Below are 18,301 nucleotides of genomic sequence, written 5' to 3' on the forward strand. Positions count from 1 at the left end.
ACGAGAGATCGCAAGCGCAAGTGGTTGAAGTTGTTGAAGAAATCTTCGAAAGCTTCTGAAAATAATCACTTGACAGCAAATGAGGCTGCTGTAGAATGCGCGCCTCGGTTGAGACGAAAGCTCTTAACCAACCGCTCTTTAACAACTGAATCAAGCAATTCGTGTGGGTGCTTGTGGAGTCAGACTGATAGTCAACAAGATTATCAGCATCACAAGTTACTCCGCGAGAAATCAAAGAATAACCAACGATTGCTGAGCCAAGTTTAGGGTTTCTTAAAAACCCAAAGATGTTTGAACTGAAGAGTTTGATCATGGCTCAGATTGAACGCTGGCGGCAGGCCTAACACATGCAAGTCGAGCGGTAGAGAGAAGCTTGCTTCTCTTGAGAGCGGCGGACGGGTGAGTAATGCCTAGGAATCTGCCTGGTAGTGGGGGATAACGTTCGGAAACGGACGCTAATACCGCATACGTCCTACGGGAGAAAGCAGGGGACCTTCGGGCCTTGCGCTATCAGATGAGCCTAGGTCGGATTAGCTAGTTGGTGGGGTAATGGCTCACCAAGGCGACGATCCGTAACTGGTCTGAGAGGATGATCAGTCACACTGGAACTGAGACACGGTCCAGACTCCTACGGGAGGCAGCAGTGGGGAATATTGGACAATGGGCGAAAGCCTGATCCAGCCATGCCGCGTGTGTGAAGAAGGTCTTCGGATTGTAAAGCACTTTAAGTTGGGAGGAAGGGCCATTACCTAATACGTGATGGTTTTGACGTTACCGACAGAATAAGCACCGGCTAACTCTGTGCCAGCAGCCGCGGTAATACAGAGGGTGCAAGCGTTAATCGGAATTACTGGGCGTAAAGCGCGCGTAGGTGGTTTGTTAAGTTGGATGTGAAATCCCCGGGCTCAACCTGGGAACTGCATTCAAAACTGACTGACTAGAGTATGGTAGAGGGTGGTGGAATTTCCTGTGTAGCGGTGAAATGCGTAGATATAGGAAGGAACACCAGTGGCGAAGGCGACCACCTGGACTGATACTGACACTGAGGTGCGAAAGCGTGGGGAGCAAACAGGATTAGATACCCTGGTAGTCCACGCCGTAAACGATGTCAACTAGCCGTTGGGAGCCTTGAGCTCTTAGTGGCGCAGCTAACGCATTAAGTTGACCGCCTGGGGAGTACGGCCGCAAGGTTAAAACTCAAATGAATTGACGGGGGCCCGCACAAGCGGTGGAGCATGTGGTTTAATTCGAAGCAACGCGAAGAACCTTACCAGGCCTTGACATCCAATGAACTTTCCAGAGATGGATTGGTGCCTTCGGGAACATTGAGACAGGTGCTGCATGGCTGTCGTCAGCTCGTGTCGTGAGATGTTGGGTTAAGTCCCGTAACGAGCGCAACCCTTGTCCTTAGTTACCAGCACGTCATGGTGGGCACTCTAAGGAGACTGCCGGTGACAAACCGGAGGAAGGTGGGGATGACGTCAAGTCATCATGGCCCTTACGGCCTGGGCTACACACGTGCTACAATGGTCGGTACAGAGGGTTGCCAAGCCGCGAGGTGGAGCTAATCCCAGAAAACCGATCGTAGTCCGGATCGCAGTCTGCAACTCGACTGCGTGAAGTCGGAATCGCTAGTAATCGCGAATCAGAATGTCGCGGTGAATACGTTCCCGGGCCTTGTACACACCGCCCGTCACACCATGGGAGTGGGTTGCACCAGAAGTAGCTAGTCTAACCTTCGGGAGGACGGTTACCACGGTGTGATTCATGACTGGGGTGAAGTCGTAACAAGGTAGCCGTAGGGGAACCTGCGGCTGGATCACCTCCTTAATCGACGACATCAGCTGCTCCATAAGTTCCCACACGAATTGCTTGATTCATTGAAGAAGACGATAAAGAAGCAGCCCGAAATTGGGTCTGTAGCTCAGTTGGTTAGAGCGCACCCCTGATAAGGGTGAGGTCGGCAGTTCGAATCTGCCCAGACCCACCAATTTTGTGTGGGAAACGCCTGTAGAAATACGGGGCCATAGCTCAGCTGGGAGAGCGCCTGCCTTGCACGCAGGAGGTCAACGGTTCGATCCCGTTTGGCTCCACCACTACTGCTTCTGCGTTATGAAAGCTTAGAAATGAGCATTCCATCAGTATGATGGTGAATGTTGATTTCTAGTCTTTGATTAGATCGTTCTTTAAAAATTTGGGTATGTGATAGAAAGATAGACTGAACGTTACTTTCACTGGTAACGGATCAGGCTAAGGTAAAATTTGTGAGTGGCTCTTAATTGAGTATGATCGAATTTTCGGCGAATGTCGTCTTCACAGTATAACCAGATTGCTTGGGGTTATATGGTCAAGTGAAGAAGCGCATACGGTGGATGCCTTGGCAGTCAGAGGCGATGAAAGACGTGGTAGCCTGCGAAAAGCTTCGGGGAGTCGGCAAACAGACTTTGATCCGGAGATGTCTGAATGGGGGAACCCAGCCATCATAAGATGGTTATCTTGTACTGAATACATAGGTGCAAGAGGCGAACCAGGGGAACTGAAACATCTAAGTACCCTGAGGAAAAGAAATCAACCGAGATTCCCTTAGTAGTGGCGAGCGAACGGGGACTAGCCCTTAAGTGGCTTTGAGATTAGCGGAACGCTCTGGAAAGTGCGGCCATAGTGGGTGATAGCCCTGTACGCGAAAATCTCTTAGTCATGAAATCGAGTAGGACGGAGCACGAGAAACTTTGTCTGAATATGGGGGGACCATCCTCCAAGGCTAAATACTACTGACTGACCGATAGTGAACTAGTACCGTGAGGGAAAGGCGAAAAGAACCCCGGAGAGGGGAGTGAAATAGATCCTGAAACCGTATGCGTACAAGCAGTGGGAGCCCACTTTGTTGGGTGACTGCGTACCTTTTGTATAATGGGTCAGCGACTTATTTTCAGTGGCGAGCTTAACCGAATAGGGGAGGCGTAGCGAAAGCGAGTCTTAATAGGGCGTCTAGTCGCTGGGAATAGACCCGAAACCGGGCGATCTATCCATGGGCAGGTTGAAGGTTGGGTAACACTAACTGGAGGACCGAACCGACTACCGTTGAAAAGTTAGCGGATGACCTGTGGATCGGAGTGAAAGGCTAATCAAGCTCGGAGATAGCTGGTTCTCCTCGAAAGCTATTTAGGTAGCGCCTCATGTATCACTGTAGGGGGTAGAGCACTGTTTCGGCTAGGGGGTCATCCCGACTTACCAAACCGATGCAAACTCCGAATACCTACAAGTGCCGAGCATGGGAGACACACGGCGGGTGCTAACGTCCGTCGTGAAAAGGGAAACAACCCAGACCGTCAGCTAAGGTCCCAAAGTTATGGTTAAGTGGGAAACGATGTGGGAAGGCTTAGACAGCTAGGAGGTTGGCTTAGAAGCAGCCACCCTTTAAAGAAAGCGTAATAGCTCACTAGTCGAGTCGGCCTGCGCGGAAGATGTAACGGGGCTCAAACCATACACCGAAGCTACGGGTATCACGTAAGTGATGCGGTAGAGGAGCGTTCTGTAAGCCTGTGAAGGTGAGTTGAGAAGCTTGCTGGAGGTATCAGAAGTGCGAATGCTGACATGAGTAACGATAATGGGTGTGAAAAACACCCACGCCGAAAGACCAAGGTTTCCTGCGCAACGTTAATCGACGCAGGGTTAGTCGGTCCCTAAGGCGAGGCTGAAAAGCGTAGTCGATGGAAAACAGGTTAATATTCCTGTACTTCTGGTTATTGCGATGGAGGGACGGAGAAGGCTAGGCCAGCTTGGCGTTGGTTGTCCAAGTTTAAGGTGGTAGGCTGGAATCTTAGGTAAATCCGGGATTCTAAGGCCGAGAGCTGATGACGAGTTAACTTTTAGTTAACGAAGTGGTTGATGCCATGCTTCCAAGAAAAGCTTCTAAGCTTCAGGTAACCAGGAACCGTACCCCAAACCGACACAGGTGGTTGGGTAGAGAATACCAAGGCGCTTGAGAGAACTCGGGTGAAGGAACTAGGCAAAATGGCACCGTAACTTCGGGAGAAGGTGCGCCGGTGAGGGTGAAGGACTTGCTCCGTAAGCCCATGCCGGTCGAAGATACCAGGCCGCTGCGACTGTTTATTAAAAACACAGCACTCTGCAAACACGAAAGTGGACGTATAGGGTGTGACGCCTGCCCGGTGCCGGAAGGTTAATTGATGGGGTTAGCTAACGCGAAGCTCTTGATCGAAGCCCCGGTAAACGGCGGCCGTAACTATAACGGTCCTAAGGTAGCGAAATTCCTTGTCGGGTAAGTTCCGACCTGCACGAATGGCGTAACGATGGCGGCGCTGTCTCCACCCGAGACTCAGTGAAATTGAAATCGCTGTGAAGATGCAGTGTATCCGCGGCTAGACGGAAAGACCCCGTGAACCTTTACTATAGCTTTGCACTGGACTTTGAATTTGCTTGTGTAGGATAGGTGGGAGGCTTTGAAGCGTGGACGCCAGTCTGCGTGGAGCCAACCTTGAAATACCACCCTGGCAACTTTGAGGTTCTAACTCAGGTCCGTTATCCGGATCGAGGACAGTGTATGGTGGGTAGTTTGACTGGGGCGGTCTCCTCCTAAAGAGTAACGGAGGAGTACGAAGGTGCGCTCAGACCGGTCGGAAATCGGTCGTAGAGTATAAAGGCAAAAGCGCGCTTGACTGCGAGACAGACACGTCGAGCAGGTACGAAAGTAGGTCTTAGTGATCCGGTGGTTCTGTATGGAAGGGCCATCGCTCAACGGATAAAAGGTACTCCGGGGATAACAGGCTGATACCGCCCAAGAGTTCATATCGACGGCGGTGTTTGGCACCTCGATGTCGGCTCATCACATCCTGGGGCTGAAGCCGGTCCCAAGGGTATGGCTGTTCGCCATTTAAAGTGGTACGCGAGCTGGGTTTAGAACGTCGTGAGACAGTTCGGTCCCTATCTGCCGTGGACGTTTGAGATTTGAGAGGGGCTGCTCCTAGTACGAGAGGACCGGAGTGGACGAACCTCTGGTGTTCCGGTTGTCACGCCAGTGGCATTGCCGGGTAGCTATGTTCGGAATAGATAACCGCTGAAAGCATCTAAGCGGGAAACTAGCCTCAAGATGAGATCTCACTGGGACCTTGAGTCCCCTGAAGGGCCGTCGAAGACTACGACGTTGATAGGTTGGGTGTGTAAGCGCTGTGAGGCGTTGAGCTAACCAATACTAATTGCCCGTGAGGCTTGACCATATAACACCCAAGCAATTTGCGTCGAAAGGCCAGATTGCGGTGTGTGAAGACGCAATGAACCGAAAGTTCGAGATTTCACAAAACACCGACAGCTGTCACATACCCAATTTGCTGAAGCGAGGCCCGCTGGCCACGACTCAGTACCCGAATTTCTTGACGACCATAGAGCATTGGAACCACCTGATCCCATCCCGAACTCAGCAGTGAAACGATGCATCGCCGATGGTAGTGTGGGGTTTCCCCATGTGAGAGTAGGTCATCGTCAAGATTAAATTCCGAAACCCCATTTGCGAAAGCAGATGGGGTTTTGTTTTGGGCGCTCGAAAAGTGCGAGGAGGCACCTCGGGAGGGCCTTCAGTGCTAAAGTCCATGCCCTCGATTTTGCTTTTCCCAAGGAAGCCGTTATGCCGGATGCGACGTCCCTCAGCGCTGGATTCATGGTGGTTCACGGCAACCGCTTGGACGAACTGCGCAGCCTGGTGGTGAGTTGGATGCGCCGTTATCCGCTGGCGCCCCTGGAAAACGAAATCGCCCTGGTACAAAGCAACGGTATTGCCCAGTGGCTCAAACTGGCCTTGGCTGAAGACCCGCAAGACGACGATATGGGAGGCTGCGGAATTGCCGCCGCCATCGATGTACAGCTCCCCGGCAGCTTCATGTGGCAGCTCTATCGCATGGTCCTGGGACGTGACGAAATCCCTCCAAAATCCCTGCTCGATAAAGCCCCGCTCACTTGGCGCCTGATGCGCCTGCTCCCGGAACTCATCGATCAACAGCACTTCGAGCCGTTGCAACGTTTCTTGACCCACGACTCCGACCTGCGCAAACGCTACCAACTGGCGGAACGACTGGCTGACCTGTTCGACCAATACCAGGTCTACCGCGCTGACTGGCTGGAAGACTGGGCTGCCGGCCGCCATCAATTGCGTAACGGTCGAGGCGAATCAAAGCCACTCAACCCGGCCAACTGCTGGCAGGCCGAGTTATGGCGTGCGCTGTTATTGGACGTCGGTGAAGAGGGCATGGCCGAAAGCCGCGCCGGCGTGCACCAGCGCTTTATCGAACGTATCAATACGCTTGAGCAAGCACCGAAGGGTTTGCCTTCCCGGGTGATTGTCTTCGGGATTTCTTCCTTGCCCGCCCAAGCGCTGGAGGCGCTGGCCGGTCTGGCCCGTTTCAGCCAAGTCCTGCTGTGCGTGCACAACCCGTGTCGCCACCATTGGTCCGACATCGTCGCCGACAAAGACCTGCTGCGTAACGAATACAAACGCCAGGCGCGCAAAGCCGGCATGCCCGTTACCATCGACCCACAAACCCTGCACCAACACGCCCATCCGCTGTTGGCTGCCTGGGGCAAACAAGGTCGCGACTACATCAGCCTGCTGGACAGTTACGACGATCCCAACAGCTACCGCGCCGCTTTTCGCGATGGTCGAATCGACCTGTTCAGCGACAGCGAACCCACCACACTGCTCAACCAGCTTCAGGACGATATCCTCGAACTGCGCCCACTCAATGAGACTCGGGAACGATGGCCCGCTGTCGATCTGGAGCGTGATACATCCATCCGCTTCCACATTGCCCACAGCGCCCAACGCGAAGTGGAAATTCTCCACGACCAATTGCTCCAACGCTTCAGCGCCGACCCCACGCTTCGCCCAAGGGACATCATCGTCATGGTCCCCGACGTCGACAGCTATGCGCCGCATATCCGCGCGGTATTCGGTCAACTGGACAGAATCGATCCCCGCTTCATCCCCTTCACCCTGACCGATCAAGGTCAGCGTGGCCGCGATCCCCTGCTGATCGCCGTTGAACACCTGCTCAAACTCCCCGACAGCCGCTTCCCCGTCAGCGAGATTCTCGACCTGTTGGACGTCCCGGCCTTGCGCGAACGCTTCGCCATCAAGGAGCGCGATCTGCCCACGCTGCACCGCTGGATCGAAGGCGCTGGCATCCGTTGGGGCCTCAACGCCGAGCAACGTGCGGGGCTCGGTCTGCCGAGTGAACTGGAACAAAACAGCTGGCGATTCGGCCTTCGCCGTATGCTTCTAGGCTACGCCGTCGGCACCGGTGCGGCCTGCGAAGGCATTGAACCTTACGACGAAATCGGCGGACTTGATGCGGCCTTGATCGGCCCCCTGGTCGCTTTGCTCGATGCCCTCGGCGATGCCCATCAAGCGCTGTCACAACCCGCGCCGCCCCACGAATGGGGCGAGCGTCTGCAACGCCTGATGCAACTCTTCTTCCTACCCAGCAGCGAGCACGACGACTACCTGTTGGGTCAGCTCGAGCAACTCAGGGAAACCTGGTTGGAAACCTGCGAGTCCGTTGGCCTGCAGGATGAGTTACCGCTTACCGTCGTCCGCGAAGCCTGGCTGGCTGGCCTGGACCAAGGACGTCTGTCCCAGCGTTTTCTCGCCGGAGCTGTCAATTTTTGTACCCTGATGCCCATGCGCGCGATCCCGTTCAAGCTGGTGTGCCTGCTCGGCATGAACGACGGCGACTACCCTCGCGCCCAGCCACCGCTGGATTTCGACCTGATGGGCAGCGACTACCGTCCCGGCGACCGTTCGCGCCGCGAAGACGACCGTTACCTGCTGCTCGAGGCCCTGCTGTCCGCCCGCGATCAGCTCTATATCAGCTGGGTGGGCCGTAGCATCCGCGATAACAGCGAGCGCCCGGCCTCTGTACTCATCGGCCAACTGCGCGACCATATCGCCAGTGGCTGGCACAACACACAAGAAATACCGCTACTGGACGCGATGACCCAGGAACACCCGCTCCAACCCTTCAGCGCCCGTTACTTCCACGAAGGTGATGCGCTGTTCAGCTACGCCCGCGAATGGCAGTTACTCCACGAAGCTGTGGATAACGTTCCCAAAGAGGATCAACTGGCGCAGTACCAACAGGAAGAGCCCCTGAGTCTCGGCCAGTTGCAGGACTTCCTGCGTAACCCGGTCAAACACTTCTTCAGCCAGCGTCTGAAAGTGTTCTTCGAAGCCGCTGAAGTACCCTTGGCCGATGAAGAACCCTTCGTGCTTGACGCGCTGCAACGCTACAGCCTGAGCGACAGCCTGTTGAACGCTGCGCTGTCCCAGCCCGAACACCTCGACCAGGCCCTCAACGCCCAGGCCCTGCGGCTGCAAGGCAGTGGCCTGTTGCCGATGGTTGGTTTCGGCGAGTGCCTGCGCAACGAACTCATTGAGCCCCTGCCCGACTTGTTGCAACGCTACCAGCAGTTGCTGGCGCTCTGGCCAACGCCACACACCGCTGCAGAACCGATCAGTTTCGAGCATCAAGGTATAGCGCTGGAAGGCTGGATCAGCGGCCTGCATCGTCGCAGTGATGGCGGATTGCTGAGTGTCACCACCATCCCCAATAGCATCGGGTCGATCAAAACGCGCAAATGGCATCGCCTGATCCGTCCTTGGGTCAATCACGTAGTTGCCTGCGCCTGTGGTTTGTCGTTGAGTACGGGGTTGGTGGCCAGCGACGATACGTTGCTACTGGCCCCGCTTGATCAGCCCATCGCCCGGGAAATCCTCGGCAACCTGCTGTTGGCCTGGCACAGCGGCATGAGAGAACCGCTGCCGGTAGCCGTCAAGACCGCCTTCGCCTGGCTCAGCCAGACCGATCCGGTCAAAGCCCACGCCGCCGCGGGCAAAGCCTATGAAGGCGACGGCCTGACCACCGACGGCGAGCGTCGCGAAACCCCGGCGCTCACCCGACAGTTCCCCGATTACGCCGCCCTGGTCGCCAGCGAAGAGTTCGAAGGCTGGTGCGAAACCTTGTATCGACCGCTCATCAACGCCCCATGGCGATCACTCACAGGCGAGGAGGCCGGCCCATGAGCAGCAAACCCTTGGCCCTGGCCTTCCCGTTGAATGGCAGCCAGCTGATTGAAGCCAGCGCCGGCACAGGCAAAACCTTCACCATCTCCGCCTTGTACCTGCGTCTGGTCCTTGGCCACGGTGACGGTGAGTCCGGTTTTGGTCGTGAACTGCTGCCGCCGCAAATCCTCGTGGTGACCTTTACCGATGCCGCCACCAAAGAGCTGCGCGAACGCATCCGCATGCGTTTGGCCGAAGCTGCACGTTTCTTCCGCGAAGAGATTGAACAGCCCGACGCGCTGATCGCCGACCTGCGTGCGCAATACCTCCCCGAGCAATGGCCCGCCTGTGCCAACCGCCTGGACATCGCCGCCCAGTGGATGGATGAAGCGGCGGTTTCCACGATTCACAGTTGGTGCCAGCGCATGCTGCGCGAACACGCGTTCGACAGCGGCAGCCTGTTCACCCAGACCCTGGAAACCGACCACAGTGACCTGCTCGGCGAAGTGCTGCGCGATTATTGGCGACTGTTCTGCTACCCGATGCACGACGACGCACTCAACTGGGTACGCAGCAATTGGGGCGGCCCGGCCGCGTTGATGCCACGCGTGCGCGCACTGTTCGGCAGCGAACGGCCGACGGATGAAACCCGCGAACCCGCCGAGTTGATCAACGCTTGCCTGCAAGAACGCCGTGAAGCGTTGATAAACATCAAGGCTCCCTGGCAACAATGGGCCGCCGAGTTGCGCGATATCTGTCTGCAAGCCGTAGCCGCCAAAGCCGTCGACGGCCGCAAGATGCAAGCGCGTTACTTCGAGCCCTGGTTCGAAAAGATCAGCGCCTGGGCCGCTGACGAAACCCTCGAGCAACTGGACATCGGCACCGGGTTCACCCGCCTCACCCCCGACGGCATGGCCGAAGCCTGGAAGGGCGACCCGCCGCAACATCCTGGCATCGACGCTATGGCCGGCCTCAAGGCCGCCCTCGACGCGCTGCCAACCCCCGACGCGGCGGTGTTGCAACACGCTGCCGGTTGGGTGGGCAAGCGCTTCGAAGAAGAAAAGCGCCGTCGCGCCGAAATGGGCTTCGACGACATGCTGATCCGCCTCAACGCCGCCCTGCAGGCCGATGGCGGCGAGCGCCTGGCCAGTGTGATCCGCGAGCAGTTCCCGGTGGCCCTGATCGACGAGTTCCAGGACACCGACCCGGTGCAATACAGCATCTTCGACAGCATTTACCGCATCGAAGAGAACCACCTCGACAGCGGCCTGTTCCTGATTGGCGACCCCAAGCAAGCCATCTACGCCTTCCGCGGCGCCGATATCTACACCTACCTGCGTGCGCGCAAATCCACGCTCGGCCGTCATCACACCCTGGGCACCAACTTCCGTTCCAGCCATGCGATGGTCGAGGCGGTGAACCACGTGTTCCTGCGTGCGGAAACCGGCCGCGGCGCGTTCCTGTTCCGGGAGTCGAACGGCGACAACCCGGTGCCGTTCCACCCGGTGTTGTCCCAAGGCCGCAAGGAAAAACTGCAGGTCGACGGCCAAACGTTGCCGGCGCTGAACCTGTGGCACCTGCCCACCGACCAGCCGGTTTCCAACGCGGTGTACCGCCACCAACTGGCCGGCGCCTGCGCCACCCGGATTGTCGAATTGCTCAACGGCGGGCAGCAAGGTACGGCCGGTTTCCTGCAAGCGGACGACAGCTTCAAAGGCGTACTGCCGTCGGACATCGCCATCCTCGTACGCGACGGCAAGGAAGCCCAGGCCGTGCGCGCCGAGTTGGCCGCCCGTGGCGTGCGTAGCGTGTACCTGTCCGACAAGGACTCCGTCTTCGCCGCCCAGGAAGCCCACGACCTGCTCGCCTGGCTCAAGGCCTGCGCCGAGCCGGACGTCGAGCGGCCGCTGCGGGCGGCCCTGGCTTGCGTCACCTTGAACCTGTCACTGCCGGAACTGGAGCGTCTGAACCAGGACGAACTGGCGTGGGAACGCCGCGTGATGCAGTTCCGAGGCTACCGCACGATCTGGCGCACCCAAGGCGTGTTGCCGATGCTGCGTCGCCTGCTGCACGACTTCAAACTGCCGCAAACCCTGATCGCCCGCAGCGACGGCGAACGTGTGCTGACCAACCTGTTGCACCTCAGCGAGTTGTTGCAACAAGCCGCGTCGGAACTGGACGGCGAACAGGCGTTGATCCGCCACCTGGCCGAACACCTGGCGTTGTCCGGCCAGGCCGGCGAAGAGCAAATCCTGCGCCTGGAAAGTGACGAGCAACTGGTCAAGGTGGTGACCATTCACAAATCCAAGGGCCTGGAGTACGACCTGGTCTTCCTGCCTTTCATCTGCTCGGCCAAGCCGGTCGACGGCAGTCGCCTGCCGCTGCATTACCACGATGAACACGGCAAATCCCACGTCAGCCTGCGCCCGACCGCCGAGTTGATCGCCCAGGCCGACGATGAGCGCCTGGCCGAAGACCTGCGTTTGTTCTACGTGGCCTTGACCCGCGCCAAACATGCCTGCTGGCTCGGCGTTGCAGACCTCAAGCGTGGCAACAGCAGCAGCTCGGTACTGCACCTGTCGGCGCTGGGTTACTTGCTCGGCGCCGGTGCGTCGTTGAGTGAATCCGCCGGCCTCGCGCGTTGGCTGCTGGATCTGCAGGACGGCTGCCCGGCCATCCACTACGCCCCGGTGCCCGACGCCCAGGACATCCTGTTCCACCCGCCGCGCAACACTGCCCACTTGCTCGCGCCCTTGTTACCCAAGCGCAAGGCCGCCGAGAACTGGTGGATCGCGTCCTACAGTGCCTTGCGCATTGGCGACAGCATGAGCGTCGCCCACCTCGAAGCGCCCGAAAGCCCACAGGCGCAAAAGCTGTTCGATGACGAACGTCTCGATCCCGATGCTCCGCGTGACGTGGCAGCGTCCGGCGCAGACATTCACCGTTTCCCACGCGGTCCGAACCCCGGCACCTTCCTTCACGGCCTGCTGGAGTGGGCCGGGGAAGAAGGCTTCAACGTGACCTCCCAAGCGATCGAACAAGCTGTAGGCGCACGCTGCAATCGCCGCCACTGGGAAGGCTGGATCGTCACCCTCAGCGATTGGCTGGGCCATCTGCTGCACACGCCGCTGCCGGTGGATAACGACCAGGTCGCCCTGAGCGACCTGCAGCACTACCAGATCGAAATGGAGTTCTGGTTCGCCAGCCATAAAGTCGACGTGCTCGCCCTCGACAAGCTGGTATGCCAGTACACCCACAACGGTGTGTCCCGCGTCGCCGCGGAACCAGTGCTGCTCAACGGCATGTTCAAAGGTTTTATCGACCTCACCTTCGAACATGACGGCCGCTACTACGTGGCCGACTACAAATCCAACTGGCTCGGTCCTGACGATTCGGCCTACACCCAGGACGCCATGGAACAGTCGATCCTCGAGCACCGCTACGACCTGCAATACGTGCTTTACCTGCTCGCGCTGCATCGCCAACTCAAGGCGCGCCTGCCGGACTATGACTACGACCGGCATGTCGGCGGCGCGCTGTACCTGTTCCTGCGCGGCACCCAGGCTGTCAGCCGAGGGGCGTTTTTCACCCGGCCGCCACGGGACCTGATCGAAGGCCTGGACCTGCTGTTCCAGGGCAAGCCCATCCCGCCCAAGGCTGAGCCTGCCTGGGAACAAGGAGTGTTGTTATGAGCCTGTCGCCGTTACCGCTTGAGGCGTTAGCGCCCTTGAGCCGCGCCGCCGACCTGGTGCACCTGCTGGAGCGTTGGGTTGACCGGGGGTGGCTGCGGGCGTTGGATAAGGCGTTCGTGGGCTTCCTGCACGAGCTCGATCCACACGCCGACCCCTTGGTGCTCCTGGCGGCGGCGCTGACCAGCCACCAACTCGGCCACGGCCATGTGTGCCTGGACCTGTTCGAAACCCTCAACGCGCCGGATTTTGCCCTGTCCCTGCCGCCCGAAGGCGACCTGCACAGCGGCGCCATGCTGCTGCCGTCGCAGTTGCTCGACGGCCTCGACGGCGCCCACTGGTGCCACGCCTTGGCCGCCAGTCCGTTGGTCGCCCTGGCGGTGGACGGCAGCGAATCGGCACACAGTCGTCCCTTGGTACTGTCGGGCAAACGCCTGTACCTGCGCCGCTACTGGACCTACGAGCGACGCATCGACAGCGCCCTGCGCCTGCGTCTCGCCACCCAGGAACGCGTCGCCGCCGATTTGCCCCAGCGCTTGAATGGCTTGTTTGACCAACCGGCGCCCGATGGCGTGATCGACTGGCAGAAACTCGCCTGCGCCCTGGCCACCCGCGGTGCATTCAGCATCGTCACCGGCGGCCCCGGCACCGGCAAGACCACCACGGTGGTGCGCCTGCTCGCGCTGTTGCAGGCGCCGGCCGTAGAGTCCGGCAGCCCGTTGCGCATCCGGCTGGCCGCGCCGACCGGTAAGGCCGCCGCGCGTTTGACCGAATCCATCAGCCAGCAAGTGCTGTCGCTGACAGTGCCGCAAAGCGTGAAGGAAAAGATCCCGACCCAGGTCACCACGGTCCACCGCTTGCTGGGCAGTCGCCCGGGCACTCGGCACTTCCGCCATCACCTTGGCAATCCGTTGCCCCTGGATGTGCTGGTGGTGGACGAAGCCTCGATGATCGACCTGGAAATGATGGCTAACCTGCTGGATGCGTTACCGCCCCACGCGCGCCTGGTGCTGCTGGGTGACAAGGACCAACTCGCCTCGGTGGAGGCCGGCGCCGTACTCGGTGATTTGTGCCGCGACGCTGAAGCCGGCTGGTACAGCCCCGATACCCGCCAATGGCTGCAAACCGTCAGCGGCGAAGACCTCAGCGCCAGTGGCCTGCACGAAGACCTCGATGGCAGCCATCCCTTGGCTCAGCAAGTGGTGATGCTGCGCTACTCACGGCGTTTCGGCGAAGGCAGCGGCATCGGCCAACTGGCGCGCTGGGTCAACCAGCAAAACGCCGACGAGGCGCGCAAGCTGCTGGCCGCACGCAGCCACAGCGACCTGTTCTGCGTCAGCCTCAAAGGTGAGCACGACCACGCCCTGGAGCGCCTGGTGCTGGACGGGCAGGGCGACGGCGCCGAGGGTTATCGCTATTACCTCAACCTGCTGCACAGCGCGCGCCCCACCGTCGACACCCCGCGCGATGACCTCGCCTGGACCCACTGGGCCCAGCAACTGCTGCAAGCCTTCGATGCGTTCCAACTGCTCTGCGCCGTGCGCAAGGGGCCTTGGGGGGTGGAAGGGCTGAACCTGCGCATCACGGCCGCCTTGCGCAAAGTGCGGCTGATCGAGGGGGATGAGCAATGGTACGAAGGCCGTCCGGTGTTGATGACGCGCAACGATTACGGCCTGGGCTTGATGAACGGCGATATCGGCATTGCCCTCAAACTGCCTGAAAGCGACGGCGGCCCCCAGGTGCTGCGGGTGGCTTTCCCACGTAACGATGGCCAGGGTGGCGTGCGCTTTGTCCTGCCCAGCCGTCTCAATGATGTGGAAACCGTGTACGCCATGACCGTGCACAAATCCCAGGGCTCGGAGTTCACCCACACCGCATTGATCCTGCCGGACGCGCTGAACCCGGTGCTCACCAAAGAGTTGATCTACACCGGCATCACCCGCGCCAAGCGCTGGTTCAGCCTGATCGAACCCCGTGACGGTGTGTTTGAAGAGGCCGTGCGCCGCAAGGTCAAACGCTTGAGTGGGTTGATGCTGGAGTTGGGTCAGGAGTCAGAAATATCTGACGCTGTGCTATCGTTGCGGCATCACCCCGAAAACACCTGAGAGAATCGCTGCATGAACCTGGCCGTCTCGCCCACAGAGCGTAGTTTGAGCTGGAGACGCCTGCTGCTGGTGGCGGTTCTATGCCTGCTGGCAGCCCGGGTATTTGCCGAGGCCCCAGGCCCGGCTGACCAGCGCGCCCAGGCGGTTACCCAGGTAGTACTCGGTATCCTCAGCTATGCCCGCTGGCCAGTAGAGCCTGCGCAACTGCGCCTGTGCATCGTCGGCCCGACCCAATACACCGACGACCTGATCAAAGGCACCACCCAGGCCACCGGTCGTCCGGTTGTGGTGCGGCGCCTGCTGGCCGACCATCCCGATATCGTCAATGCCTGCGATGCCGTGTACATCGGCAAACTCAGCAATGACGAACGCAGCCGCCTGTTTGCCTCGTTGATCGGCCACCCGGTGCTCAGCATCAGCGAAGGCGGCGACCAATGCACCGTGGGCAGCCTGTTCTGCCTGCGAGTGGGCGATGAGCAAGTGTCGTTTGAGGTCAATCTCGACTCGGTGGCGCGCAGTGGCGTGCGCATTCATCCCAGCGTGTTGCAACTGTCCCGGCGCCGGGCGCCCGCCACATGAAAGCGGCGAACGTACGACCTACCCTGCGTTCCGTCATCGGCCGAGGGCACATGATCCTGGCGCTGGTGGCGGTGACGCTGGCCAGTGTTTCCCTGACCCTGCTCGGCGTTTTGGCGCTGCGGGTCTACGCCGAACACAACCTGCACCTGATCGCCCGGTCCATCAACTACACCGTGGAAGCGGCCGTGGTGTTCAACGACCGCGGCGCGGCCACCGAAGCCCTCAGCCTGATTGCCTCCACCGAAGAAGTCGCCCAGGCTGACGTGTTCGATAGCAGTGGCCGGCTGTTGGCGCACTGGGAACGCCCGGAAAACGGGATGCTCTCCCGGGTTGAACTGGCGCTGGCGCATACGCTGCTCGAACAGCCCATCAGCCAGCCGATCCTCCACCAGGGGCGCACCATCGGCAGCATTCACCTGACCGGCCACGGCGGTAGCCTGCTGCGCTTCCTGCTCAGCGGCCTGGCGGGGATCCTGATCTGCACCGTCCTCAGTGCCTGGGTCGCGCTGCACCTGGCCCGTCGCTTGTTGACCGGCATCACCGGGCCGCTGCAAAGCCTCGCCGCCGTGGCCCACGCCGCCCGCAGCGAGCGGGACTTCGACCGTCGCGTGCCGCCGGCCCGCATCGCCGAACTCGACAGCCTGGGCAGCGACTTCAATGCCCTGCTCGGCGAGATGGAAGCCTGGCAAAACCACCTGCAAAGCGAAAACGAAACCCTCGCCCACAAGGCCAACCACGACAGCCTTACCGGTCTGCCCAACCGCGCGTACTTCGAAGGCCGCCTGATTCGCGCGCTGCGCAGCGCCGCCAAAGCCAAGGAGCAGGTAGCCGTGCTGTACCTCGACAGCGACCGGTTCAAAGAGATCAATGACAGCTTCGGCCATGCCGCCGGTGATGCCGTGCTGGTGGCCGTCGCCGAGCGGGTGCGTGCGCAATTGCGTGAAGATGACCTGGTAGCGCGCCTGGGCGGTGACGAGTTCGCCATCCTGCTGGCGCCGCTGCACAAAGTCGAAGACGCCCAGCGCATCGCCGAAAAAATCATCGCCAGCATGGACATGCCGATTGCCGTGCCCGGCAGCACCCAGGTATTGACCTCCCTCAGTATCGGGATCGCCATCTACCCCGAACATGGCGTCACACCCGGCACCTTGCTCAATGCCGCCGATGCGGCGATGTACCAGGCCAAGCGTTTGTCCTCGGGCGGCCAGCAAACGGCGGAGCCGGAGAGCCCCGTCGTCAACGTTCAACACAGGAGTTGATCCCTTGTTCTCGACCGCGCGTTTTATGTTTATCACCCTGCTGGTGGCTTTGCTCGCCCTGGGCGGCTGCCAGACGGCGCCCCCCAAAGGCCTGACCCCGGCGCAAGTCGCCGTCCTCAAGCAACAGGGCTTCGAGCTTACCGATGACGGCTGGGCGTTCGGCCTGTCCGGCAAAGTGCTGTTTGGCAGTGACGTCGAAACCCTTAACCAACCCAGCACCGACATCGTCCAGCGCATCGGCAAGGCCCTGCTGGGTGTAGGCATCGAGCGCGTACGCGTCGATGGCCACACCGACGGCTCGGGCAAGGAAACCTACAACCAGCAACTGTCCCTGCGCCGCGCGAAAAGCGTGGCCACGGTGCTGCAGGGCGTGGGCATGAAAGAAGAAAACATTCAGCTGCGTGGGCTGGGCAGCAGCAAACCGGTGGCCGCCAACGACACGGCGGCAGGGCGTACCGAGAATCGGCGGGTGTCGATTGTGGTGATCGCGGACTGAGCCGGCAGTCCGATTTCAATCTGAAATCCAATCAAAATGTGGGAGAGGGCTTGCCACCTCCCACATTCGAACGGTGTTCGCTTAATTGGCCGGAGATTCTCTAGGAGCCTCCTGCAATTTAAGGGGAGTTATCGTTGCTGGCCCTTAATCCGCAAACCGCATCTCCCGCGTCTCCCCCATCAACAACCCTTGGTTCTGCTCCGTCACTTCCCGGATGTAATCCCACAACAACGTAATCCGCTTCAACTTCCTCAGATCCTCCCGGCAATACATCCAAAACTGGCGAGTGATCGCAATCTGCTCCCCCAACACCGGCAGCAACCGTGGATCCTGCGCCGCCAGAAAGCACGGCAAGATCGCCATCGATCGCCCTTGCTGCGCCGCCACGTACTGTGCAATCACGCTGGTACTGCGCAGGCTGGCGCTGGCGCCGGGCACGACGTTGGCCAGGTACAGCAGCTCCGAGCTGAAGGCCAGATCATCCACATAGCTGATAAACGGATGCTCGGCTAAATCGGCCGGGCGCTGGATGGGCGGGTGTTGGTCGAGGTATTCCTGGGTCGCGTACAGCTGCAGTTTGTAGTCACACAATTTGCAGCACACGTAGGGCCCGTGTTCCGGGCGTTCCAGGGCGATGACGATGTCGGCTTCGCGCTTGGACAGGCTGATGAAGTGGGGCAGGGGCAGGATGTCGACCGAGATGGCGGGGTAGGTGTCGACGAAGTGGCTCAACTGCGGGGTGACGAAGAAGCTGCCGAAGCCTTCGGTGCAGCCCATGCGCACATGGCCGGACAGCGCCACGCCGGAGCCGGACACCTGTTCGCAGGCCATGTGCAGGGTGCTTTCGATGGACTCGGCGTAGCCCAGCAAACGCTGGCCTTCGGGGGTGAGGACGAAGCCGTTGGTCCGGGATTTTTCGAACAGCAGCGTACCGAGGGACACTTCCAATGAGCTGATGCGCCGCGACACGGTGGTGTAGTCCACCGCCAGGCGCTTGGCGGCGACGCTGGCCTTGCGGGTGCGGGCCACTTCGAGGAAAAACTTCAGGTCATCCCAGTTCAGGGAGCCCAGTGATGTGATGTTTTTTTGCATATTGGACCGGC

7 protein-coding genes, 2 tRNA genes and 3 rRNA genes are annotated in these 18,301 nt (G+C 59.7%); 11 read left to right on the plus strand and 1 reads right to left on the minus strand.

Annotated features, from left to right (window positions below; all coding sequences use genetic code 11):
• Positions 1–293: 293 nt before the first annotated feature.
• From BB029_RS09140 to BB029_RS09190, 11 genes are all read left to right on the plus strand, one after another.
• Positions 294–1,830, plus strand: a 16S ribosomal RNA gene (locus BB029_RS09140).
• Between the two features lie 83 nt (positions 1,831–1,913).
• Positions 1,914–1,990: transfer RNA gene (locus tag BB029_RS09145), tRNA-Ile, on the plus strand.
• A gap of 30 nt (positions 1,991–2,020) precedes the next feature.
• Positions 2,021–2,096, plus strand: a tRNA-Ala gene (locus tag BB029_RS09150).
• Positions 2,097–2,345: 249 nt separating this feature from the next.
• Positions 2,346–5,237, plus strand: a 23S ribosomal RNA gene (locus tag BB029_RS09155).
• 152 nt (positions 5,238–5,389) lie between these two features.
• Positions 5,390–5,505, plus strand: a 5S ribosomal RNA gene (gene rrf / locus BB029_RS09160).
• The 16S, 23S and 5S rRNA genes sit together here with 2 tRNA genes alongside, the layout of an rRNA operon.
• A gap of 136 nt (positions 5,506–5,641) precedes the next feature.
• Positions 5,642–9,091, plus strand: coding sequence for an exodeoxyribonuclease V subunit gamma (gene recC, locus BB029_RS09165; RefSeq protein WP_065938974.1), 3,450 nt, complete (start codon positions 5,642–5,644; stop codon positions 9,089–9,091).
• Positions 9,088–12,762 carry an exodeoxyribonuclease V subunit beta gene (gene recB, locus BB029_RS09170; protein WP_065938975.1) on the plus strand — a complete coding sequence of 1,225 codons (3,675 nt, stop codon included), beginning with the start codon at positions 9,088–9,090 and terminating at the stop codon, positions 12,760–12,762. Before recC ends, recB begins: the two co-directional genes overlap by 4 nt.
• On the plus strand, positions 12,759–14,864 hold the full coding sequence (gene recD / locus BB029_RS09175) for an exodeoxyribonuclease V subunit alpha (protein WP_065938976.1): 2,106 nt from the start codon (positions 12,759–12,761) through the stop codon (positions 14,862–14,864). The genes recB and recD overlap by 4 nt, the downstream gene beginning before the upstream one ends.
• 12 nt (positions 14,865–14,876) lie before the next feature.
• Entirely contained in the window at positions 14,877–15,443 is a 567-nt protein-coding gene (locus BB029_RS09180; RefSeq protein ID WP_065938977.1) for a YfiR family protein, read from the plus strand.
• Complete coding sequence (locus BB029_RS09185; RefSeq protein ID WP_065938978.1) at positions 15,440–16,702, plus strand: diguanylate cyclase domain-containing protein; 1,263 nt, start codon at positions 15,440–15,442, stop codon at positions 16,700–16,702. Before BB029_RS09180 ends, BB029_RS09185 begins: the two co-directional genes overlap by 4 nt.
• A 4-nt stretch (positions 16,703–16,706) precedes the next feature.
• Positions 16,707–17,198, plus strand: a complete 492-nt coding sequence (locus tag BB029_RS09190; protein WP_065938979.1) for an OmpA family protein — start codon at positions 16,707–16,709, stop codon at positions 17,196–17,198.
• A gap of 144 nt (positions 17,199–17,342) precedes the next feature.
• Here the strand turns inward: BB029_RS09190 and BB029_RS09195 are convergent, their stop codons facing one another.
• Positions 17,343–18,290 (minus strand): LysR family transcriptional regulator, encoded by a 948-nt coding sequence (locus tag BB029_RS09195; protein ID WP_065938980.1) that lies wholly within the window; start codon positions 18,288–18,290, stop codon positions 17,343–17,345.
• Positions 18,291–18,301: the final 11 nt, after the last annotated feature.

The sequence above is a fragment of the Pseudomonas sp. S3E12 genome (assembly GCF_001702295.1).
GTDB lineage: Bacteria > Pseudomonadota > Gammaproteobacteria > Pseudomonadales > Pseudomonadaceae > Aquipseudomonas > Aquipseudomonas marginalis.

Coding starts and splice junctions, on each gene's coding strand:
- BB029_RS09185 (WP_065938978.1), top strand. CDS start 15,440: ATGAAAGCGGCGAACGTACGACCTACCCTGCGTTCCGTCATCGGCCGA.
- BB029_RS09180 (WP_065938977.1), top strand. CDS start 14,877: ATGAACCTGGCCGTCTCGCCCACAGAGCGTAGTTTGAGCTGGAGACGC.
- BB029_RS09195 (WP_065938980.1), bottom strand. CDS start 18,290: ATGCAAAAAAACATCACATCACTGGGCTCCCTGAACTGGGATGACCTG.
- recB (WP_065938975.1), top strand. CDS start 9,088: ATGAGCAGCAAACCCTTGGCCCTGGCCTTCCCGTTGAATGGCAGCCAG.
- recD (WP_065938976.1), top strand. CDS start 12,759: ATGAGCCTGTCGCCGTTACCGCTTGAGGCGTTAGCGCCCTTGAGCCGC.
- recC (WP_065938974.1), top strand. CDS start 5,642: ATGCCGGATGCGACGTCCCTCAGCGCTGGATTCATGGTGGTTCACGGC.